This is a genomic window from Burkholderia sp. BCC0419, assembly GCF_902830285.1.
In the GTDB taxonomy this organism is placed as follows: Bacteria; Pseudomonadota; Gammaproteobacteria; order Burkholderiales; family Burkholderiaceae; genus Burkholderia.
Genome location: NZ_CADESR010000001.1, coordinates 1,046,752 through 1,064,188, shown reverse-complemented (window position 1 = coordinate 1,064,188; position 17,437 = coordinate 1,046,752). Strand labels below are relative to the sequence as shown.

Genomic DNA, 17,437 nt, shown 5'->3' with positions numbered 1-17,437 from the left:
GGGCCGACGCCCGCCTGCTCGCCGCACCCGTCGCGCGAACCATCGCGTCGGTCCGGCCGCGCGCCGTTGGTTCGCGCCGGTCAGGCCGGCACCAGCTCGAAGCTGAGGCGTTTGCCCAGCGCGGCGGCCGCGCTCGCGAGCGTCGCCAGTGTGAGGCTCGTATCGGTTTCGTCGAGCAGACGGTTGAGTGCGGCGCGGCTAGTTTTCATCCGCGCGGCCATCGCGGTTTTCGTGATGTGCTGCGCCTTCATTTCCTGCCCGATCTGCCACGCGATCACGCGCTTGATCGCGGTGGCGGTGGCCGCTTCGAGATTGCCGTCCGCTTCGAGGAAGGTATCGAAATCGCTGCCGATATGCGGATTGTTCGTGGTCGTCATGTCGTACTCCAGGTGCATGGCGTTGCCGGCTGCCCGACCGTCGGAGACGGTGCGTTCCGGCGCAACCGGGGAATTCAGATGGCGTGCGTCAGCGCTTTCAGGCGCGCGACGGTGACGTCGAGATCGTCCGACGGCGTGGCCCGCGACTGCTTGAAGAAGCCGTGCAGCAGCACCATCGTGTCGCCGACAACCGTGAACAGCACGCGCGCGCTTCGCCCCGGCACCGTCACGCGGATCTCCCACAGATCCTTCGCCATCTTCCGGACCAGCGGCATGCCGAGCGGCCAGCCGAGTTGAACGGTCTTGATCTCTTCGCCGATCGCCCTTCGCTCCGCTTGCCCGAGCGCGTTGAGCCATTCGCGCACCGGCTCGTGGCCGCGGGCCGTCCGGAAGAACCGCACGCCGAGCGTGACCTGAATCTGCTGTCTCGCCATCGTCTTGTCGTCCATCGTATCAAAAACGGTACGATATGCCAAGCACCCCGACGATGGCTACTGACCGAATGGCCAATCCTTCGGCAAGAAAGGAGATCGGGCCCGGCATGTCGCCAGGCCCGGTGGATCAGCGCTTGCCGCGAGCGGGCTTGCGCGCCGCGCGTGGCGCCCGGTGCGGACGCGCATCGCCGAACCGCGACCGCGCGATGTCGCGCACCGCGTCGATCAGCGTCCGCGCGACCGGCGACGGCTGCGCATCGGTACGCAGCACGAGCCCGACCGGCTCGTCGGTGCCCGCCGACGGCAGCGGCAGGCGCGCCAGCGCGCCGGCCGACAGATCGTGCTCGGCCGCATAGAGCGGCACGAACCAGACCGCGTCGTTCTCGAGCGCCAGCGCGCGCGCAACCGATACCGACAGCACCTCGATGAACGAATCCAGCGGCGGCGCGCCGCATGCGCCGAGCAGTTGCTCGGCGGACTGGCGGATCAACGTGCCGAACGGCGGCAGCACGACCGGATAGCGCGCCAGCTCGGCGGCCGGCGCCGCGCTCGCGAGCAGCGGATGCCCGGCGCGCACGACCGCGACGAGCGGCTCGTTGTACAACTGCTCGAACGCGAGCCCGATCATCCGCTCGGGCTCCGACAGCCGGCCGATCGCGCATTCGATCGCCCCCGATTTCAGACGCTCGAGCAGCTCGGCGTTCGCGGCCGTCGCGATCCGCACGACGATGCGCGGCCAGCGCGCGGTCAGCGCCTTCATCAAGGCCGGCGCGAGCGAGGCCGCGACGGTCGGCAGCATGCCTATTTCCAGCGTCGCGGCGGCGGCCCCGCCCTCGCGCGCCAGCAGCCCGACGCCCTGCCGCAGCGCCAGCACGCACGCATTCGCGTGCGGCATGAACAGTTGCGCTTCGCGGGTGGGCTGCGCGCCGTGCCGCCCGCGCTCGAACAGCTTCACGCCGAGGATCGCCTCCAGCTCGGCGATCGTCTTCGACACAGCCGGTTGCGTGATCGACAGGCTTTCGGCCGCCTTCTGCACGCCGCCCAGCTGCGCGACCGCGAGAAAACACTGCAGGTGCCGGAATTTGACGCGGCCGTCGGCGATACGGTTATTCATAACGGGTGGTTATGTGAATGACGATGAATCGCCATTTTGCATAACTTTCCGGAAAGGCCCAAGCGTTCGGGACGACGTCATGCATGGCGCCGCAGCGCGTGGAATCCCGTCGGCTCCCAGATCCGTTTCGCGATCAGCAGGGCCGTGCCGTGCTTTTGCCCGAGCGGCGCGGACGACGACTCCGCATGCAGCGCCGCCGCCTTGCTGCTCAGCCGCCGCAGTTCCTGTTCGAGCTCCGCGGCGGCCGCGTCCGTCAGCATCCCTTGCAGGAACGTCATCGTCTCGCCCGGGCCGTCGAAGCGGCTGCCGAGAAAATCGTCGAGCACGTGCGCATGGAAGTAGCGGCGGATCGGCCCGCCCGGCAGCCAGTCGAAATCGCGCGCGACGCGCACGCGAATCCGGTCGCCGGGCAGCAGCGCGATCACGTTCATCCGGTCGAGCATCAGCAGATATTTCACGCACTCGGCCTGCGTGACGCGATAGGCCGACACGATGTCCTGCACGGTCCAGTAGTTGATCGCGCAGACGGCGACCAGCAGCAACTTCTCGTCCGACACGAGCAGCGCCTCCTGCTGCTCGGTCAGCACGCGCAGGCGCGGCGCGGACGCCGACGCTTCCTGCACGAGCTCGGCGAGCGTATAGCCGAGCAGCTGCGCGATCTCCGCGACGCGCTCCAGCGTGAAGCGGCCGCTCGCGAACAGCCGCTTCACGCTCGTCTCGGAAACATCGAGCGCACGCGCGACGTCCCGGTAAGTCATTCCCTGCGCCTTCAACTGGCGCTTCAGCGTTTCGATGAGTTGAGCGGTCTCGGTCATATTGGTATCAAAAAATGATGCTCGAGGTCGGATATTAGGCTACTCGCGCATCCGCATCAGCACTTTTGGTTACTTGTCTGCATAATCCGCTCCGTCCTGTCACACAACGACGGAGCCGAAATGACCGCCCGAATCGACACAGCCACCTGCGAACCGCACCACGCCGCCCCGCGCGATGCACGCGACACCGATCGCATGATGCCGCTCGCCACCTTGCGCACGCTGGCCGCCGGCGCGCATGTCGGCGATCTCGTGTTCATCCGCGAGCCGGCCGGTGCGCCGGATGCCGCGGCCGGCTCGGCGGGCGCCTGGGCCAATCGCTTCGGCATCGTCGTCGATACGTCGGGCGACGAACCCGTGATCGCCGAGTCCACCGCGTTCGCGTGGACGAAGCTCACGCCGCTGTCGCGCTTCGTCGCCCGTACCGACGGCGGACGCATCGCACTGGCGCGCCGCGTCGCGGCAGCGTCGGCCGACGCGCAGCGCCACGTCCATGCGCTGGCCGAACAGCGAATCGATGCGCTGCTCGGCAGTCGCTTCAACCTGCGCGCGCGGCGCGGCTTCTGCGCGCAGTACGTGACCGAGGTGCTCGGCGCCGGCCACGCGTCGACACCGTCGGCCCTGCTGCGCAGCGGCACGCTGGCGCTCGAATTCGACGGGATCGTCTTCGATCCCCGCCATCCATGACGACGGGCACGCTCGGGGAGACCGGATAACAACGAGAACGAAAGACAAAAAAGCAGCGACGGGCTGGCTGGAGGGCCGTGCACGGGGTCGTCACCGACGACGCGAAGCCCGATCGCTTTTTTCCGCCGGACAGGCTTCCTGTCCGGCGGAATTTTCATTTGGGGGACCAACATAACGAACGGTTATGCGATACGCGAAAAAAGGTCATTTTGCATAACTTTCCGGATTGGCTACAGTCGTGCCATCCACTTCGCGAAATACCTACAAGGAGACGCCCGATGGATTCCCCCACGATCCTCACGCCGCGCGACTGGCCGTCGCATCCGGCCTATGTTCACCCCGAGTACCGTTCGTCCGTGAAGCGCGGCCCGACCCGCCCGCTGATCCCGCTGAAGGAGAAGCTGCGCGACCAGTACGCGCCCGTCTACGGCGCGGAGGATCTCGGCGCGCTCGACCACGACCTGACGAAGAACGCCGTGAAGAACGGCGAGCCGCTCGGCGAGCGGATGGTCGTCACCGGCCGCGTGCTCGACGAAGGCGGCAAGCCCGTGCGCAACACGCTCGTCGAGGTGTGGCAGGCCAACGCGGCCGGCCGCTACGTGCACAAGGTCGACCAGCACGACGCGCCGCTCGACCCGAACTTCCTCGGCGCGGGCCGCTGCCTGACCGACGACGAAGGCCGCTACCGCTTCCTGACGATCAAGCCCGGCGCGTATCCGTGGGGCAACCATCCGAACGCGTGGCGCCCGAATCACATCCACTTCTCGCTGTTCGGCGACTACTTCGGCTCGCGTCTCGTCACGCAGATGTACTTCCCCGGCGATCCGCTGCTCGCGTACGACCCGATCTTCCAGGGCACGCCGGAAGCCGCGCGCGATCGCCTGATCTCGCGCTTCTCGATGGACATCACCGAAGAAGGCTATGCGCTCGGCTACGAATTCGACATCGTGCTGCGCGGCCGCGACGCCACCCCGATGGAGCGCTGAACCATGACGACGCTGAAGCAAACCCCTTCGCAGACGGTCGGCCCGTACTTCGCGTACGGCCTGTGCCCGCAGCAATACGACTACGACCTGAAAAGCCTGTTCACGCCGACGATCGCCGCCGCGCACGCCGAAGGCGAGCATGTGCTGCTGGTCGGGCAGGTGTTCGACGGCGACGGCAACGTGGTTGGCGACGCGGTGCTCGAATTCACGCAAGTGGACGGCGCGGGCCGCTATCCCGCGTCGCGCGACGACATCGCGAAATCCGGCTTCACGGGCTTCGCGCGGGTCGGCACGGGCACCGACCCGCAGCAGCGCTTCGTCGTCGAGACGGTGAAGCCGGGCCGCGTCGCCGCCGACGAGGCGCCGCACATCAACGTGACCGTGATGATGCGCGGCATCCTGACCCACGCGTTCACGCGCGTGTACTTCGACGACGAAGCCGCCGCGAACGCGGTCGACCCTGTGCTGAACGCGGTGCCGGCCGAGCGCCGCGCGACGCTCGTCGCGAAACGCGACGCGCAGCCGGGCCGCCCGGTCGTCTACCGCTTCGACATCCGCATGCAGGGGCCGGAAGAAACCGTGTTCTTCGACGTTTGATGCGTACGCCGGCGCGCGCCGGCTTCGTGAGCGACTGCACCATCGTATGGCGCGATACCGACAGGCATCGCGCCATACGGCGTTTTGGGCTCGCGTCACCCTCATTCGATGGTGCGCCGCATCATGACCCGTAGCGGCTGCGGACGCCTATCCTCATCGACTTCTCGCCCCGATATCCAACGCGCCATTGAAGCGCATGCTGCGACAGCACATCAATCGTCGGGCCGACACGATATCGTTTGCGCGTTATGCGGCGTATTCTTCGTTATTCGTAACGAGCCGGAAGAATTGAATCGTATGAAGCAACAATGACATGAATCATGTGCGACGCTACCCGACGGGCGGCCCGCGCATTTTTTCAGACCGAGTGCCTTTAAACGCGTCTGGCCGAAGTTGGCGGACGCGTATTTTTTTGCGACGCGGCCCGCGCAGAGCTAGCGACGCATCTCCAGATAGCGGCTCGGCGTGTCGCCCAGAATGCGGCGAAATGCCGACGTGAATGCGCTCGCGCTCGCGTAGCCGAGATCGAGCGCGACGCGCGTCACCGGCTGCCCGTCGGTCAGGCGCGAAATCGCCGCGAGCATGCACACCTGCTGGCGCCAGGCGGCAAAACTCACGCCCGTCTGCGCGCGGAACTGGCGCGTAAACGTGCGCCGGCTCACGCCCGCGTCGGCCGCGACCCGATCGAGATCGGCGTCGATCGACGGCGCCGCGAACAGATGCCGGCACACCTTCGCCAGCCGTGCGTCGGCCGGCAACGGCGCATGCAGCGACAGGCGCGGCATCGTCGCGATTTCGGCGACCAGCAGATCCATCAGCTTGCCCGCGCGACCGTCGACGTCGTACATGGCCGGCAGGTCGACCGCCTCGTCGATCAGTTGCCGCAGCAGCGACGACACGCCATACACGCCGCACTGGGTGGGCAGCCCGACCGCCTGCGCGGCGTCGGCAGACACGAATGCGTTGAGCATCGTGACCGGCCCGGTCATCGTCATTTCGTGCCGCACGCCGGCCGGCACCCAGCACGCGCGCTGCGGCGGCACCAGCCAGCGCCCGTGCGGCGTGGACACGCTGATCGTGCCGCGCGACGCGAATGCGAATTGCCCGCGCACGTGCGCGTGATCCGGAAACGTCGTGCCCGCCGCAAATTCGTTGGCGAGCACGACCACGCTCCGGGGAATGTGTTCGTAGGGATCTAGCAGCGTATTTCTCACGGCCCGAATTCCATCATCAATGACCCGATATCGAAGGTGGCCCGCCCCGTCGCGCGATCGGCCGACCGGCCGCGCACCGGCGGCATCGTCGCGGCACGCATCACCGCAGCATGAACGACATCGCCGACAGGCTGTTCAGCGTGCGCACCGCGTGTTCGACCGACGGCCCGTCGAACCGCAGTGTCACCGCATCGACGCGCTCGAGCGACGGCAGCACGCAGAACAGGTCGGCGAGCGCGGCCGTCTGCACGCGCAGCGTGCAAGCGGCCGGCGCGGGCCGATGGGCGCCCGCGCGCCGGCCGGACGACAGCGCATGCGCGACCGTTTCCCGTGCGGCGGTCGCGATCCGCGCGCACGACGCGGACGGCGTGAGCGTCTCGCCGCTGGATGCGCCGCCGGCCGTCTTGACCGTCTCGAAACGCGCGTCCGGAAACAGCGGCTGCGTTTCCTCGGCGAATACGTCGTCGCCCGTCGCGAGCGCGACATGCGCGCCGTATTCGTGCGCCAGCGCCCCGTACAGTCCGGCTTCGCCGAGCTCGACGCCGTTCAGCCACACCTGCGTGAACGCAAAGCCGTTGATCGTGTGCGCGAGCACGCCGCGTGTCTGCGATTTCGCGTGATAGCCGATCATGAACACGAGATCGGGCTGCTGTTCGAGGCCCGCCATCATCCCGAGCGTGCGCGGCTTGCCGAGCACGACGCGCGCCCGCGCATCGAGCCCGTCGGGCAGCAGGTTGCGAAAGCCGCCATGCGAATCGTTGACCCAGACGGCCTGCGCACCGCCGGCGAACGCGCCTTCGATCGCCGCGTTCGCCTCGGCGGTCATCCAGCGGCGCGCCCGCTCGTATTCCGGATTGCCGGCACGCGTCTGCTCGGTCGCGAATACGCCGGCGACACCCTCGATGTCGGTCGAGATCAGGATCTTCATGACAGGGTCGATCGTCCTTCGTTGTCTTCGTTGAACAGCCAGTCGAGATCGGGCACCGCGTCGCGCAGCGATGGCCGCACGTGGCCGTCGCGCCCGGCGACCGTTACCGCTTGCAGCAAGGCGTCGGCGATCGCGTGCTCGACGCTTTCGGCCGCGGCCATGAACAGCGGATCGAGCGCCGCATCGGCCACGAGGGCCGGCAGCGCGATCGTCGATGCATCGTGCGCGATCGTGTAGGCGGTCGAGAAGGCGAGCGCGAGGTCGCCGCTGCCGTGCCCGTAGACGGAGCCCGTGCGAGCCAGCCCGGCCCCCGCGCGGCGCGCGAGCCGCGACAACTGCCGCGCGTCGAGCGGCGCATCGGTGGCCAGCAACAGGATGATCGAGCCCTGCTCGGGCGGCGCCGTGTGGGCGGCTTCGGCCGCGCGCCGTTGCGCGACGATGCGCCCGAGCGGCACGCCGCCGAGCGTCAGCATCGGCAGCCGGCCGAAATTCGCGAGCACGAGCGCGCCGACCGTATACGGCCGGCCGGCCGCGACGGCCACGCGCGATGCGGAACCGATCCCGCCTTTCAGGTCGAAGCACGACATCCCGCGCCCGGCGCCCACCGCGCCGCGTGCGACGTCGCGCGACGCCGTGCGGCATGCGTCGTCGTAATGCGCGGCGGTGACCGCGAATGCCTGGAGATCGTTCAGGTAACCGTCGTTGCACTCGAACACGAGCGGATTGACGGTCGGCCAGTCGCGGCCGATCCGCGGATTCGCCGCGATCGCCGCGCGGATCTGCGCGTGCGCGACCGCGCCGACGCCGAACGTATTGGTCAGCGCGATCGGCGTATCGAGCGAGCCGAGTTCGTCGACCTGCACGAGCCCGACGCTCTTGCCGAAACCGTTGATCACGGCCGCGCCCGCCGGCACCTTGCTGCGGTACACGTCGCCCGGATGCGGCTTCACCACCGTCACGCCCGTCTGCACGTTGCCGGCATCGAGCGTGCAATGGCCGACCGTCACGCCCGGCACGTCGGCGATCGTGCCGCGCGGCCCGGCCGGCAGCGTCTCGCTCCACATCGGGACTGCTCGCATCAACGGCGCTCCAGCTTCGGGTCGAGCGCGTCGCGCAGCCCGTCGCCGAGCAGGTTGAACGCGAGCACGGTCAGGAAGATCGCGAGGCTCGGGAACACCGCGATGTGCGGCGCCGTCACCATGTCCGCGCGCGCCTCGTTGAGCATCGCACCCCACTCCGGCGTCGGCGGCTGCGCGCCGAGCCCGAGGAACGACAGGCTCGCGGCAGTGATGATCGACGTGCCGATCCGCATCGTGAAGTAGACGACGACCGACGACACGGTGCCCGGCAGGATGTGCCGCATGATGATCGTCCAGTCGGACGCGCCGATGCTGCGCGCGGCCTCGACGTAGGTCATGTGCTTGAGCATCAGCGTGTTGCCGCGCACGAGCCGCGCGAACGCCGGGATGCTGAAGATCGCGACCGCGCAGATCACGTTGACCATCCCGTTGCCGAGGATCGCGACCACGCCGATCGCAAGCAGGATGCCCGGAAACGCGAACAGCACGTCGGCGACGCGCATCGTGATGCGGTCCCACCAGCCTTCGTAATAGCCGGCGAGCAGCCCGAAGAACGTGCCGATCACCGCGCCGAGCGCAACCGAGAAGAAGCCGGCCGCGAGCGAGATGCGCGTACCCGCGATGATCCGGCTGAAGATGTCGCGGCCGAGCGAGTCGACGCCGAACCAGTGCATGGCCGACGGCCCCGCGTTCAGCGCGTCGTAGTCGAAATAGTTCTCCGGATCGAACGGCACGATGTGCGGGCCGACAAAGGCCAGCACGACGAGCGCCAGCACGAAGCCGCCCGCGACCAGCGCGACGGTCTGCTTGCGGAACTTGCGCCAGAATTCGCGCCACGGCGTGCGGATCGCGGTCGATGCGGCCGGCGCCGCGGGCTGGACAGTCGCGTTCATGCTGGCCTCACTTGAACCGGATGGTCGGGTTGATGACCGCGTACAGCACGTCGACGGTCAGGTTGATCAGGATGAATTCCAGCGAGAACAACAGCACGATCGCCTGGATCACCGGGTAGTCGCGCATCGTCACCGCATCGACGAGCAGGCGCCCGAGCCCCGGCCAGTTGAACACGGCCTCGACGACGATCGAGCCGCCGAGCAGGAAGCCGAACTGCAGCCCCATCATCGTGACGACCGGGATCATCGCGTTGCGCAGGCAATGCTTGAGCACGACCATCGGCTCGTGCACGCCCTTCGCGCGCGCGGTGCGCACGAAATCCTCGTTCAGCACCTCGACGAACGACGCGCGCGTGAAGCGCGCCATCACCGCCGCGACCGCGGCGCCGAGCGTCAGCGACGGCAGCACGTAGCTCTTCCACGTGCCGTCCGGCACGACCGGCAGCCAGCCGAGCTTCACCGAGAAGATCTCCATCAGCAGCATGCCGAGCGCGAACGCGGGAAACGAGATGCCCGACACCGCGAGCGTCATCCCGAGACGGTCGGGCCAGCGATTGCGCCACACGGCCGACGCGATCCCGATCGCCATCCCGATCGCCGTCGCCCACACCATGCTGACGAGCGTGAGCAGCAGCGTCGGCATGAAACGTTCGCCGATCTCGGTCGACACCGGCCGCTTGCTGCGCGTCGACATGCCGAAATCGCCGTGCGCGATCTTCACGAAGAAGTTCGCGAACTGGGTCGGCATCGGTTTGTCGAGCCCGAGATCGGTGCGCACGAGCGCGACCGTCGCGTCGTCGGCTTCGGGGCCGGCCGCGAGCCGCGCCGGATCGCCGGGCAGCAGGTGCACGAACAGGAACACCAGCACCGCGACGATCGCGAGCGTGGGCAGCAGGCCGAACAGGCGTTTGACGAGAAAATTCAGCATGGGGCACCGATCGGGTCAACGCGCCGGCGGCTTGCGCCGCCGGCACCGCGTGGCGGGCGAACCGCCGTCATTTCAGCGAGATTTCGTCGAAGTTGAACGAGCCGTCCGGCATCACGTACATGCCCTGCAGGCGCTTGCTGCGTGCGTAGACGATCTTCTCCTGCACGAGGAAGATCCACGGCGCGTCGGTCCAGATCTGCTTCTGCGCATCGGCGTAGAGGGTGGCCTTCTTCGTGCGATCGGTCGTGGTGAGTGCCTGTGCGAGATCGTCGTCGACCAGACCGTTCTTGTAGTACGCCGTGTTGTACAGCTTCGGCGGCGCCGACTCCGAAGCAAGCAGCGGCGACAGTGCCCAGTTCGCCTCGCCGGTCGACGCCGACCAGCCGCTGTAGTACATCCGCACCGGCGCCTTCGCCGGATCCTGCGCACTCTCCACCCGAGCGACCCGCTCGCCGGCCTCGAGCGCCTGTACCTGCACCTTCACGCCGACCTGCGCGAGCTGCTGCTGGACGAACTGGATCAGCTTCTGCGCCGTCGTGTGATTGTAGGCGGACCAGAGCGTCGATTCGAAGCCGTTCGGATAGCCGGCCTCCTTCAACAGCGCACGCGCCTTCGCCGGGTCATACGGCCAGGGCCCGAGTTTCGTTGCGTATTCGACGCCAATCGGCGCAACCCCCGTCTGCGGTGTCGCGTAACCGGCGAACACGACCTTCGCGAGCGCATCCTTGTTGACCGCGTAGTTCAGCGCTTCGCGCACCTTCGGGTTATCGAACGGCTTTTGCCGCGTGTTCAGCGAAATGTAGCGCTGGATGATGGACGGCGCCTCGATCAGGTCCACCTTCGGATTGCTCTTCAGATCGTTCGCCTGCTCGAACGGAATCGTGAACGCGAAATCGGCCTCGCCGGTCTTGATCAGCGCGGCGCGCGTGTTGTTGTCGACCACCGGCTTCCAGTCGATCGCGTCGATCTTCGGATACCCCTTCTTCCAGTAACCGGCGAATTTCTTCACCTTCATGTCGTCGGTCTGCTTCCATTCGACGAACTCGAACGGCCCGGTGCCGACCGGATGCAGCGACACGTCGCGCCCCCACTTCTTCAGCGCGGCCGGCGAAATCATCACCGCGGACGGGTGCGCGAGCGTGTTGATGAACGCCGAGAACGGCTCGTGCAACGTGAACCGCACGGTGCTCGGATCGACCACTTCGGTCTTCTCGATCACCCGGAACAGGCCGTACCGCTTCAGCTTGTTCGCCGGATCGGTCACGCGGTCGAAATTCGCCTTCACCGCAGCGGCATTGAAGTCGGTGCCGTCGTGGAATTTCACGCCCTGGCGCAGCTTGACCGTGTATACCTTCGCGTCCGGCGACGCCGTATAGCTGGTCGCGAGCACGTTGACGAGCTTCATGTTCCGGTCGAAACCGAACAGGCCTTCGTAGAACGACTTGACGACAGCCTGCGACACCGTATCGTTCGCGTCGTATGGGTCCATCGTCGTAAACGTCGAGTACACGGCGACCACGACGTTCTGCTGCGCGAACGCGGGCACCGCGACCGACAACGCGAGCGCGCCGGCCCCCGCGGCGAGCAGCGCGCGCGGACGGAACATCGGGAACGAATACGGATTGTTCATCTTGTTGGGCTCCTGTGGATGATTCGGTAACGCGTGATGGAAATCGCGGCGTGACTGCGCCCTTTCGGGAAAAAGACGCCGTTGCCTTGCTCGTGCGCAGCTTCGGTCCATATGCAAGCTCCCGCGCGTTCAGTACGCGCCGCCGACGCGATGCGTCGCGACGTAATGATCGGGGCCGACCGCGACGAGCGGCGCAATCACCGGCTCGTCGCCGACCGCGCGGATCGGGCTCGGAATCTCGTCCGCCGCGAGCTGGCGCGGCGCATGCCGGCGCGCGGGGTCGGCCACCGGCACCGCGCTCATCAGCTTCTTCGTGTACGGATGCTGCGGCGCCTCGAACACCGCGCGGCGCGGGCCGATCTCGACGATCTGGCCCAGATACATCACCGCGACGCGATGGCTGACGCGCTCGACCACCGCCATGTCGTGCGAGATGAACAGGTACGCGACGCCCAGCTCGCGCTGCAGGTCGAGCATCAGGTTGACGATCTGCGCCTGCACCGACACGTCGAGCGCCGACACCGACTCGTCGGCGATCACGACTTTCGGGTTCAGCGCGAGCGCACGCGCGATCGCGATCCGCTGGCGCTGGCCGCCCGAGAATTCGTGCGGATAGCGGCGCGCGGCTTCCGGCGGCAGGCCGACCTTGTCGAGCAGCCAGTCGACGCGCGCCTGCGCTTCGCGGCCGCTCGCGACGCCGTGCACGAGCAGCGGCTCCATGATCGAGAAGCCGACGGTCAGGCGCGGGTTCAGCGACGCGAACGGGTCCTGGAAGATGAACTGGATATTGCGGCGCAGCGCCTGCAGGTCCGGGCCCTTCAGCGCGCTGATGTCGCGGCCGTCGAATTCGATCGAGCCGCTCTGCGATTCGACGAGGCGCAACAGCGAACGGCCGGTGGTCGACTTGCCGCAACCCGATTCGCCGACGAGCGCGAGCGTCTCGCCCGCGCGCAGCTCGAAGCTCACGCGCTCGACCGCATGCACGTATTGCGACACGCGGCCGAACACGCCGCTCTTCACCGGAAAGCGCGTGACGAGATCGCGCACGCGCAGGATCGGCGGCGCGGCGTGATCGACGGGCGGCTGCGCGTCGTTCGCGGCGGACGCCGTGATCGGGGCGGCAGGGGCCGCACTCGTGCCGTCCACCTTCAGCAGCGGGAATTTCTCAGGAGCGTCGGTGCCCTGCATCGAGCCGAGCCGCGGCACGGCCGCGAGCAGCGCCCGCGTGTAGCGATGCGCGGGCGTCGCGAAGATGCGGTCCGACTCGCCCTCCTCGACCTTCTCGCCGCGGTACATCACGAGCACGCGGTCGGCGACCTCGGCCACCACGCCCATGTCGTGCGTGATGAAGATCACGCCCATGTTCATTTCATCCTGCAGCCCGCGGATCAGTTGCAGGATCTGCGCCTGGATCGTCACGTCGAGCGCGGTCGTCGGCTCGTCGGCGATCAGCAGCGCGGGCCGGCACGACAGCGCCATCGCGATCATCACGCGCTGCCGCATGCCGCCCGACAACTGGTGCGGATAACGCACGAACACGCGGCGCGCTTCCGGGATGCGCACGAGATCGAGCAGCCGCAGCGCTTCCGCGCGCGCTTCGGCCGCGCCCTTCGACTGGTGCAGCGCGATCGCCTCGCTGATCTGGTCGCCGACCGTAAACACCGGGTTCAGCGACGTCATCGGCTCCTGGAAGATCATCGCGATGTCCGCGCCGCGGATGCCGCGCATCGTCGCGGCACTCGCCTGCGCGAGATCGACCAGCGCGCCGCCACGGCGCCGGAACGCGATCCGGCCGCTCGTGATCTCCCCGCCGCCGTGCTCGACGAGCCGCATCAGCGCGAGCGACGTGACCGACTTGCCCGAGCCCGATTCGCCGACGATCGCGAGCGTCTCGCCGCGATCGACGTGAAACGACACGTTGCGCACGGCGTCGAACGTCGCACCTTCGCGGCGGAACGTGACCGACAGGTCGTCGACGGCCACCACGCGCTGCTCGGGCAGCGCCAGGACCGACGGGTTACGGCTCGAAGTCATGCATCTCTCCTCGTGCGATCCGGAATCAGGCCGCGTCGTCGCGGTAGATACCGACGACCGGCGCTTCACCGACGCGCGCGTAGCCGCGGTACATCCCTTCGGTGTTGAACGGCATCGCGACGTTGCCCAGTGCGTCGACCGCGATGATCCCGCCGCGGCCCGCCAGTCGCGGCAGCTTGTTCATCACGACGTCGTGCGCGGCATCGGCGAGCGACGCGCCGCGATACGCGATCTGCGCGGCGACGTCGTAGGCGGTCGCGAGCCGCATGAACATCTCGCCGGTGCCCGTCGACGAGACCGCGCAGGTCGCGTCGTCCGCGTAGCAGCCGGCGCCGATGATCGGCGAATCGCCGACGCGCCCCGGCTGCTTGTTCGTGATGCCGCCCGTCGACGTCGCCGCCGCGATGTGGCCGTTCAGGTCGCACGCGACCGCGCCGACCGTGCCGTGCTTGCGGTCCGGATCGAGCGGCTCGGCCGGCTGCGCCTGTTGCTGCGACTGGCCGAACGCGAACGTCGCCGCATCGTGATCGAGCATCATGCCGGCTGCCGCGCGCGCCTTGACCCACTGCGCATGCCGCGATTCGGTGTCGAAGTAGCCGGGTTCCGCGAGTTCGAGCCCCTGCGCGGCCGCGAACGCATCGGCGCCCGCGCCGGCGAACAGCACGTGCTCGCTCGCTTCCATCACGCGCCGCGCGGCGAGCACCGGATTGCGCACGCGGGTCGCGCAGCAGATCGCGCCGGCGCCGAGCGTCGCGCCGTCCATGACCGCCGCGTCGAGTTCGTGCTTGCCTTCCGCCGTATAGACGGCGCCGCGCCCGGCGTTGAACAGCGGACAATCCTCGAGCATCCGCACCGCGACGGTGACGGCGTCGAGCGCGCTGCCGCCATCGGCCAGCACCTGTTGCGCGGCCTGCAGGATCGCGGTGAGTTCGGCGCGGTACCGACGTTCGGTGTCGGTATCCATCGCTTCGCGCAGGATCGTGCCTGCGCCGCCGTGAATCGCGACGATCGCGGGTGAAGTCATGATTTTTTCGGACGGGGGAAAGAAGGGTTGGCGGCCGACAAGGCCGCTTGCGGCTGCACGAGCCACGGCAGCAGGAATTCGGTCATCTCGGCGGCGGATTTCGCGGACCGGTGCGTGCGCAGCGCGACCGCATCGATCAGCGCCTCGATCATCGTGAGCACGGCGGCTTCCGACGTGGCCGCGAAACGCCGCTCGGCCTTGACGTACAGGTTCAGCGACGCGATCGGCGCGAGCGGCGATTGCGGGCCGTCGGAGATGCCGAGCACGCCCGCGCCGCGCGCCGCCGCACGACGGGCCAGCTCGACCGTGTCCTTCACGTAGCGCGGAAACGCGAGCGCGATCACGAGATCGCGCGAATCGGCCGTGTACAGGCGTCGCGCCGCATGCGAAGGCCCGCCAAGCAGCGCGAGCGACTGCACGCTGTCATGGCAGACGGACAGTCCGTGCTCCATCAATCCGGCCAGGAACGCGCTCGACCCGGCGCCGAGAATCAGCACGCGCCGCGCGCCGACGATCGCCTCGACCGCCGCCTCGACATCGGCCGCGTCCAGGTGCGCGCGCGTGTTCTCGATGTTGGCGGCAGCCTGGTCGAACACCGCGTCGATCCAGACCGCGCCGCGCACGCCGGACTCCTGCTCCTGCGCGGAACGCAGCCGTTCGACCGGCCCGAGCGTGGCCTCGAAGCCGCGCACGAGCGCCGCGCGCATCGCCGGATAGCCGTCGAAACCGAGCGCCTTCGCGAAGCGGTTCGCGGTTGCGATCGACGCATTCACGGCCTGCGCGAGCTCGTCGATCCGCATCGTCGCCGCGCGAAACGGGTTCGCGAGCACGAATTCGCCCATGCGCCGGTGAATCGGCGTCATCAACGGCATCGCCGACGCGATCCGCTCGGCGATCGCGGGTTCGTCGTGACTGACATCGGGCTGAACGAGAGGCGTCATGCGAAGGGTCGTTGCAAGGTTCGATGAAAATCAATTTACACAATCTGCCTCCTGGAAAGAAATAAATTTTCATCGGGGTTGTCACGCCCCGCCGGACATCCATCGACCGCCGAGAAGCTCGCTCGGCCCCGCCGCACGGGCCTTGGCTGGCGAGCGCCGCGAGTCGCCGCTCACCGGTTGCCGTCCACTCATCGGGAAAACCCCGAGCACGTTCATTCGAATGCAGATTCACGTTGACCAGATTCGTATTCGAACATAGGATGTTCGAAAATGATCAGTCGTCAGATAACATAGCAGCCCGATGACGACTGAATGTTCGCTCGAACACCCTGATTTCGATATAAACCGGCTAAAACCGACGCACATCAAGATCGGACATCGTACGAACAAAAACGAAACAAGCCATCTCCGACAGATGGCCTTCATGGACCGGGCAGGCGCCGCGCGCCCGCCCTCCCTGACAGGAGACAGCAGTGAAGACAGTCAAGGCGTTGCGCTGGTGGATCATCGTGCTCGTGTGTCTCGGCACGATCCTCAACTACCTCGCACGGAATTCCCTCGCGGTGCTCGCGCCCGAGCTCAAGCAGGTGTTCGCGATCTCGACGCAGCAGTACTCGTACATCGTCGGCGCGTTCCAGATCGGCTACACGATCATGCAGCCGGTATGCGGGTTCATCGTCGACCTGATCGGGCTGCGGCTCGGGTTCGCGCTGTTCGCGATGCTATGGTCGGTGGTCGGCGTCGCGCACGGCTTCGCGTCCGGCTGGCTGTCGCTCGGCATCCTGCGCGGCTTGCTGGGCCTGTTCGAGGCCGCCGCGATTCCGTCGGGGATGAAGGCCGTCGCCGAATGGTTTCCCGATCGCGAGAAATCCGTCGCGGTCGGCTACTTCAACGCGGGCACGTCGCTCGGCGCCGCGATCGCGCCGCCACTCGTCGTGTTCCTGTCGATGCGGTTCGGCTGGCAGGCCGCGTTCATGGTCACCGGTGCGCTCGGGTTCGTGTGGGCCGCGCTCTGGTACACGCAGTACCGTTCCCCGGCCGACCATCCGCGTCTCACGCCGCAGGAGCGCACGCTGATCCGCGACGGCCAGGCCACGATGCCGCCCGTGTCGACGCGCCGCATCCGCGACGTCGTCACCGCACGGCGCTTCTGGGCGATCGCGCTGCCGCGCTTCTTCGCGGAACCGGCGTGGCAGACCTTCAGCTTCTGGATTCCGCTGTATTTGGCCACCGAGCGCCACATGCCGCTCACGCAGATCGCGGTGTTCGCGTGGATGCCGTTTCTCGCGGCCGACCTTGGCGGCATCGCGGGCGGCTACCTGTCGCCCTACCTCGCGAATCGCTTCAAGCTGCCGCTCGTGTGGTCGCGCGTCGCCGGCGTCGCGCTCGGCGCGGTGCTGATGCTCGGGCCGGCGATGATCGGGCTCGTGTCGTCGCCGTACACGGCGATTGCGCTGTTCTGCGTCGGCGGCTTCGCGCACCAGATGATCTCCGCGCTCGTCAACACGCTGTCGGCCGACGTCTTCGATCCCGAGGAAGTCGGCACCGCGAGCGGCTTCGCCGGGATGGCCGCGTGGATCGGCGGCCTCGGCTTCTCGCTGCTGGTCGGCGCGCTCGCCGACAAGATCGGCTATGCGCCGCTGTTCGCGTGCCTCGGCCTGTTCGACATCATCGGCGTCACGCTGCTCGCGGTGCTGATCCGCGGACAGTCGAAGCAGGAACGCCTGCTCGCGCAGCACGCCTGACCTCCGTTTTC

General features: G+C 67.7%; 17 protein-coding genes. 4 read left to right on the top strand and 13 right to left on the bottom strand.

What is annotated here, in order from left to right; all coding sequences use genetic code 11:
- Positions 1-80: 80 nt before the first annotated feature.
- The 4 genes from HWW87_RS04715 to HWW87_RS04700 all read right to left on the bottom strand — a co-directional run bounded on the left by HWW87_RS04715 (position 81) and on the right by HWW87_RS04700 (position 2,740).
- The gene (locus HWW87_RS04715; RefSeq protein WP_175819445.1) at positions 81-377 is read right to left on the bottom strand and encodes an XRE family transcriptional regulator; all 297 of its coding nucleotides are present in this window, start codon (positions 375-377) and stop codon (positions 81-83) included.
- Between the two features lie 74 nt (positions 378-451).
- Positions 452-811 carry a type II toxin-antitoxin system RelE/ParE family toxin gene (locus tag HWW87_RS04710; protein WP_034206211.1) on the bottom strand — a complete coding sequence of 120 codons (360 nt, stop codon included), beginning with the start codon at positions 809-811 and terminating at the stop codon, positions 452-454.
- A 127-nt stretch (positions 812-938) separates the two neighbouring features.
- Positions 939-1,925: a pca operon transcription factor PcaQ gene (gene pcaQ, locus HWW87_RS04705; RefSeq protein WP_174388557.1), complete on the bottom strand. Its 987-nt coding sequence runs from the start codon at positions 1,923-1,925 to the stop codon at positions 939-941.
- A gap of 77 nt (positions 1,926-2,002) precedes the next feature.
- A complete protein-coding gene (locus tag HWW87_RS04700) occupies positions 2,003-2,740 on the bottom strand; it encodes a helix-turn-helix transcriptional regulator (protein ID WP_174432277.1) in 738 nt (245 codons plus the stop codon).
- Positions 2,741-2,860: 120 nt separating this feature from the next.
- On the opposite strand from HWW87_RS04700, the gene HWW87_RS04695 reads away from it, so the two are divergent.
- The 3 genes from HWW87_RS04695 (at position 2,861) to pcaG (ending at position 5,010) form a co-directional block, all read left to right on the top strand.
- Complete coding sequence (locus HWW87_RS04695) at positions 2,861-3,427, top strand: YiiX/YebB-like N1pC/P60 family cysteine hydrolase (protein WP_175819444.1); 567 nt, start codon at positions 2,861-2,863, stop codon at positions 3,425-3,427.
- A gap of 278 nt (positions 3,428-3,705) precedes the next feature.
- Positions 3,706-4,413, top strand: coding sequence for a protocatechuate 3,4-dioxygenase subunit beta (pcaH, locus tag HWW87_RS04690; protein ID WP_006489685.1), 708 nt, complete (start codon positions 3,706-3,708; stop codon positions 4,411-4,413).
- Positions 4,414-4,416: 3 nt separating this feature from the next.
- Entirely contained in the window at positions 4,417-5,010 is a 594-nt protein-coding gene (gene pcaG / locus HWW87_RS04685) for a protocatechuate 3,4-dioxygenase subunit alpha (protein ID WP_027809337.1), read from the top strand.
- A 434-nt stretch (positions 5,011-5,444) separates the two neighbouring features.
- Here pcaG and HWW87_RS04680 read toward each other — a convergent pair whose 3' ends face one another.
- The 9 genes from HWW87_RS04680 to HWW87_RS04640 all read right to left on the bottom strand — a co-directional run bounded on the left by HWW87_RS04680 (position 5,445) and on the right by HWW87_RS04640 (position 15,681).
- Positions 5,445-6,224, bottom strand: a complete 780-nt coding sequence (locus HWW87_RS04680; RefSeq protein WP_175819443.1) for a helix-turn-helix transcriptional regulator — start codon at positions 6,222-6,224, stop codon at positions 5,445-5,447.
- A gap of 100 nt (positions 6,225-6,324) precedes the next feature.
- Positions 6,325-7,152 carry a M55 family metallopeptidase gene (locus HWW87_RS04675; RefSeq protein ID WP_175819442.1) on the bottom strand — a complete coding sequence of 276 codons (828 nt, stop codon included), beginning with the start codon at positions 7,150-7,152 and terminating at the stop codon, positions 6,325-6,327.
- Positions 7,149-8,231: a P1 family peptidase gene (locus tag HWW87_RS04670; protein ID WP_175819441.1), complete on the bottom strand. Its 1,083-nt coding sequence runs from the start codon at positions 8,229-8,231 to the stop codon at positions 7,149-7,151. Before HWW87_RS04670 ends, HWW87_RS04675 begins: the two co-directional genes overlap by 4 nt.
- Positions 8,231-9,124, bottom strand: coding sequence for a glutathione ABC transporter permease GsiD (gene gsiD / locus HWW87_RS04665; RefSeq protein ID WP_175819440.1), 894 nt, complete (start codon positions 9,122-9,124; stop codon positions 8,231-8,233). Before gsiD ends, HWW87_RS04670 begins: the two co-directional genes overlap by 1 nt.
- Before the next feature lie 7 nt (positions 9,125-9,131).
- Positions 9,132-10,052 (bottom strand): glutathione ABC transporter permease GsiC, encoded by a 921-nt coding sequence (gene gsiC / locus HWW87_RS04660; RefSeq protein ID WP_175819439.1) that lies wholly within the window; start codon positions 10,050-10,052, stop codon positions 9,132-9,134.
- Positions 10,053-10,119: 67 nt separating this feature from the next.
- Positions 10,120-11,682 (bottom strand): glutathione ABC transporter substrate-binding protein GsiB, encoded by a 1,563-nt coding sequence (gene gsiB, locus HWW87_RS04655; protein WP_175819438.1) that lies wholly within the window; start codon positions 11,680-11,682, stop codon positions 10,120-10,122.
- Between the two features lie 129 nt (positions 11,683-11,811).
- Positions 11,812-13,716: a dipeptide ABC transporter ATP-binding protein gene (locus HWW87_RS04650; protein WP_175819437.1), complete on the bottom strand. Its 1,905-nt coding sequence runs from the start codon at positions 13,714-13,716 to the stop codon at positions 11,812-11,814.
- A gap of 25 nt (positions 13,717-13,741) precedes the next feature.
- Complete coding sequence (locus tag HWW87_RS04645; protein ID WP_175819436.1) at positions 13,742-14,740, bottom strand: isoaspartyl peptidase/L-asparaginase; 999 nt, start codon at positions 14,738-14,740, stop codon at positions 13,742-13,744.
- Entirely contained in the window at positions 14,737-15,681 is a 945-nt protein-coding gene (locus HWW87_RS04640) for a MurR/RpiR family transcriptional regulator (protein ID WP_175819435.1), read from the bottom strand. Before HWW87_RS04640 ends, HWW87_RS04645 begins: the two co-directional genes overlap by 4 nt.
- 473 nt (positions 15,682-16,154) lie before the next feature.
- Here HWW87_RS04640 and HWW87_RS04635 point away from each other — a divergent pair, with 473 nt between their 5' ends.
- Positions 16,155-17,426: an MFS transporter gene (locus HWW87_RS04635; RefSeq protein ID WP_175819434.1), complete on the top strand. Its 1,272-nt coding sequence runs from the start codon at positions 16,155-16,157 to the stop codon at positions 17,424-17,426.
- Positions 17,427-17,437 lie beyond the last annotated feature (11 nt).